Origin of the sequence: Roseomonas chloroacetimidivorans, assembly GCF_049629625.1 — a bacterium.
Lineage (GTDB): Bacteria > Pseudomonadota > Alphaproteobacteria > Acetobacterales > Acetobacteraceae > Roseomonas > Roseomonas chloroacetimidivorans.
This window is the reverse complement of the sequence record NZ_JBNBZS010000186.1, coordinates 1-4,308: the sequence shown is the minus strand read 5'-3', so window position 1 is coordinate 4,308 and position 4,308 is coordinate 1. Positions and strand designations below refer to the sequence as shown.

Genomic DNA, 4,308 nt, shown 5'->3' with positions numbered 1-4,308 from the left:
ACGGGCACCTCGCCCCCGGTATGCACGTCATGACCAAGCCCTTTCCGATGAGGATGCTGGCCGCGCGGATCAGGGCCATCATCACGGGAGGCTGAGGCCCGGTTTCCAGTCCCGGTACCGGCAGGCGTCATCCGCCCCATCCCCGTCTGTCCACTGATAGTCAGCCCGGGTTCCCTTCAAGGGGCGGTTCAGCAAGCCGCGCTCCGCTGCAAGGGGGTCGCTGCACGGACTGCCCAAAACTGCACGTTAAGCGTCGGGGATCCTCTTGTTTGCCTTCGGCGCCTTCTCCAGGAGCGCCCCCACCCGCCTCGCCAGGGTGTCGAGCTCGAAGGGCTTGCCAATCACCTCGACCCCCGGCGGCAGCGCCGTGCCGGCGTAGCCCGTGATGAACAGCACCGGCAGCCCTGGTTGCTGCTCGCGCGCCACCTCGGCTACCTGCCGCCCGTTCATGCCATTCGGCAACCCGACGTCGGTGACGAGCAGGTCCGGCCGGGCCAAGGCCAGGACCCGCAGCGCCTCCGGCCCGTCTGCCGCCTCCAGCACCACGTGGCCCATGTCGCGGAGCCGGTCGGCGGCCGGGCAGCGCACGCCCTCCTCGTCGTCCACCAGCAGCACCGTGGCCTGCGAGGCGGCATGCGGAGGCGGTGGCTCGTCCCGCGCCTCGGCCGCCGCGGCGACATCGTGCAGCGGCAGCAGCAGCCGCACCGTCGTGCCTGCCCCCGGCGCGCTCTCGATCCGCACCAGCCCGCCAGACTGCCGCACAAAGCCGTAAATTTGGCTCAGTCCGAGTCCCGTCCCCTCGCCCAGCGGCTTGGTGGTGAAGAACGGCTCGAAGACGCGCTCCAGCACCTCCGGCGGCATGCCGGTGCCGGTGTCCGCAACGGAGAGCGCCACGTAGCGGCCCGGCTCCGCCTCCTCTCTCCGGAGGTCCGCGGCCGAGAGGCCAACATTTGCCGTGCCGATCGTCAGCCGGCCGCCCTGAGGCATGGCGTCGCGCGCGTTGATGCAGAGGTTCAGCAGCGCGCTCTCCAGCTCGTTCGGGTCGCACAGCACGCTGCCCGCGCCGTCCCGCAGCCGCAGCTCCACCCCGATCGCGGGGCCCATCGTGCGTCGGATGAGGTCGGCCATGCCTGCGACCAGCCCGTCCGCGTCCACCGCCTTGCGGTCCAGCCGCTGCCGCCGCGCGAAGGCCAGCAGGCGCCGCGTCAGCCCCGCCGCCCGGCCGACCGCCGTGCGCGAGGCGTCGAGGTAGCGCCCGGCCTCCGCGGTGCGACCCTCCTCGATGCGCCGCCGCGCCATGTCGAGGCCGCCGGCGACGCCCTGGAGCATGTTGTTGAAGTCATGCGCGATGCCGCCAGTGAGCTGGCCCACCGCCTCCATCTTCTGCGCCTGGCGCAGCGTCTCCTCGGCGGCCGTCAGCTCCGCCGTGCGCGCGGCCACCAGCGCCTCCAGCTCCTCGCGGCCGCGGGCTAGCACTTCGCGCGCCTGTACCATGTCCTCGATGTCAGTGAAGGTGCCGAACCAGCGGACGACGCGGCCCCGCGGGTGCTCCTCGTCCGGGGCGTCGCGCACCGCCACCCCGCGGGCGATGAACCAGCGGTAGGCGCCGTCCACGCCGCGGAAGCGGTACTCGATCTCGTAGTCCTCGCCGGTCCGCAGGCTGCGCGCCCAGCGCTCCTGCGTGCGCGCCAAATCGTCGGGGTGGATGACGTCCGTCCAGCCTTGGGCCTCGGTCTGCTCGCGGGACAGGCCTGTGTACTCGTACCAGCGCCGGTTGTAGTAGTCATGGTGCCCGTCGGCGCGAGCGGTCCAGGCGATCTGCGGCACCGCGTCCACCGTGGCGCGCAGGCGCGCCTCGCTCTCGCGCAGCCGCGCTTCGGCCTCCTTGAGGTCGGTGACGTCGTGCCCGACGCCGCCGATCCGGCGCACGCGGCCCTCCTCGTCCACCAGGGGGAAGTCGGTGTCGCGGACCCAGCGGACCCGGCCGTCCGACGGTCGCCGGATCCGGTATTCGAAGGTGACGCGCTCGCCCGCGCGCACGCGGGTGATGTTACCGAGGGCGTGGTCCCGGTCCTCCGGGAGGATCAGCTCCAGCCAGTTCACCAGCGTGTCGCCGCTCAGGGCCCGGTCCACCTCCATGCCGTAGATCCGCTCGAAGGCGGGGGTCAGGTACTCCCACTGCAGCGTCTCCGCATCCCTGATCCAGAGCACGTCGAGGGAGGCGTCCCCGAACCGTCGGAGCCGCTCCTCGCTCTCGCGCAGCGCCTCCTCGGCCCTGCGTCGCTCGGTAATGTCCTGGCCGATCTTCAGGAAGCCGCGGACTTCGCCCTCCTTGCCGTGCAGTGCGATGACGCTGCCATCGATGAACACCCCTGCCCCGTCCTTGCGCAGGTGCCAGCGACGGTTCGGCGCGGTTCCCTCCCAGCGGGCCGTCTCGAACTCATCCTCGTCGACATGCGCCGCCCGGTCTTCCGGCGTGAAGATGATGCTGCTGGACTGCCCGACCGCCTCCTCCGCGGTCCAGCCGAGGACCGCCTCCGCCCCCGGGAACCAGTCGGTGATGCGATCCTCGGCGTCACAGACGAAGATCGCGTAGTCGCGTGCGCCCTCGACGACGAGGCGGAACCGCTCCTCGGTCGCCCGTAGCCGGTGAACCTTGTGCAGGCGGTCGATCACCGGGCCGAGGATCGTGGCGTAGGTACGCAGGAACTCGGTATCCTCCTCGCCGAACTCGCGCGGCTCAGTGGCGTCCACCTGCAGCAATCCATAGGCTTGGCCACCCGGCAGGAAGATCGGCACGTTCACGAGCGCGACGACGCCGGCGTCCTTCAGGAAGGCGGGAATCTCGAACCGATCCTCCTCGCGGATGTTGCGGGTGATGACGGGCTCGCCGACCTCGATCGAGAAGGTCTCCGAGGAATGCTCGCTCATCTCCAAGCGAAGCCTGCCGATGAGGTCCGGCTTCCAGCCGACGCCCGCCCGGAGGAGCAGGGTCCGATTGGCGTGCTCGATTTCGAGGATCTTGGCACGTTCCGTTCCGAGCGCCTCGCACACGAGGCGGCATGCCTCCGTGAGGATCTCGTTGAGGCCCTCGCTGCGTAGGGCGAGTTCGCCGAAGTCGGCCAGCACCTTCTGGCGCTGAACCATGCTCTCGGAACTAGGCATGCCGTTCACCGGCCTCCAGCCCCGGCGCGTTCGTCCGCGGGCCTTTGCCTTCGGTCCGGGTGGCAATGCCGTAGCAGCCTCTCGCCATCCGGCCGGAGCCGGCCCTCGGGATCGACGTGGCGGTAGAGCGTCTGGCGGGTGACGCCGAGCTCGGCGCACAGCGCGCCCACCCCGGTTTCCCGCCGGCCCATCGCGGCCTGGGCGAGACGCAGCTTGGCCGGGGTCATCTTGTACGGCCGCCCCCCGTGACGGCCCCGTGCGCGCGCCGAGGCAAGGCCAGCCTTGGTCCGCTCGACGATCAGCTCGCGCTCGAACTCGGACAGCGCCGCGAAGACGCCGAACATCAGCCTGCCGTTCGGGGAGGCGGTGTCGATGGCCGCCCCCTCGCCGGCGAGGACGCGCAGCCCCACACCACGCCCGGTCAGCTCGTGCGCAAGGGTGACCAGGTGCCGCAGGTCGCGCCCGAGCCGGTCGAGCTTCCAGGCAACCAGGGTGTCGCCGGGACGGAGGCTCTTCAGGCACGCCTCCAGGCCGGGCTGGTCGTCGCGCTTGCCCGAGGCGCGATCCTCGTAGAGGCGCACCGGGTCCACCCCGGCGGCGAGCAGGGCGTCACGCTGCAGATCCAACGCCTGACTGCCATCCGCCTTGCTCACGCGCATGTAGCCGATCAGCATGGGGGAACTCCGCTCCACAAACGACCGGATGCGTGACAACGGTCGGGCACCGCTTCCCGAAGCCGCCGGTTCGTCACAGAACCCGCCACCAGCACAAGGCGCCGCAAACGGTCGGAGCACGATTGCGTGACGCTACCCGGCGGCTTCAGGCCGCTCCGCGACGTTCGCGCCTCGTTCCTACACCGGGCCGCTTAGCGTGCAGTTTTGAGCAAACCGTGCGGTGACCCCTGCAAGCTGGGGATGCGGTGCGCTACCTAACCCGCCACGCCAAGCCGGCCAGTCCCAACCTGACCCAGAAGGGCGAGGCCATGGTGGGCGTTCTTCGCATCGACGCCCTGCACGTAGCCTTCGAGAGCTCGAGATCTCGGACGACACGCTGATTGGCCTGCTGGTACTGGCCCTGGCCGGCAACAACGTGCGGGTGCAGTCCGGCGCCAAGGGCGACGACTTCATGGTGCAGCACCGCGCC

At 70.6% G+C, this 4,308-nt stretch carries 3 protein-coding genes; 1 reads left to right on the top strand and 2 read right to left on the bottom strand.

Annotation, left to right across the window (positions count from 1 at the left end):
* Positions 1-246 precede the first annotated feature (246 nt).
* The gene (locus ACO1BU_RS36155; protein ID WP_424140707.1) at positions 247-3,165 is read right to left on the bottom strand and encodes a PAS domain S-box protein; all 2,919 of its coding nucleotides are present in this window, start codon (positions 3,163-3,165) and stop codon (positions 247-249) included.
* Between the two features lie 5 nt (positions 3,166-3,170).
* A complete protein-coding gene (locus ACO1BU_RS36150) occupies positions 3,171-3,839 on the bottom strand; it encodes a recombinase family protein (RefSeq protein ID WP_424140706.1) in 669 nt (222 codons plus the stop codon).
* 220 nt (positions 3,840-4,059) lie between these two features.
* Between ACO1BU_RS36150 and ACO1BU_RS36145 the strand changes: the two genes are divergently transcribed.
* Positions 4,060-4,308: hypothetical protein (locus ACO1BU_RS36145; RefSeq protein ID WP_424140705.1), on the top strand; the 249-nt coding region annotated here is incomplete at its 3' end.

Coding starts and splice junctions, on each gene's coding strand:
- ACO1BU_RS36155 (WP_424140707.1), bottom strand. CDS start 3,165: ATGCCTAGTTCCGAGAGCATGGTTCAGCGCCAGAAGGTGCTGGCCGAC.
- ACO1BU_RS36150 (WP_424140706.1), bottom strand. CDS start 3,839: ATGCTGATCGGCTACATGCGCGTGAGCAAGGCGGATGGCAGTCAGGCG.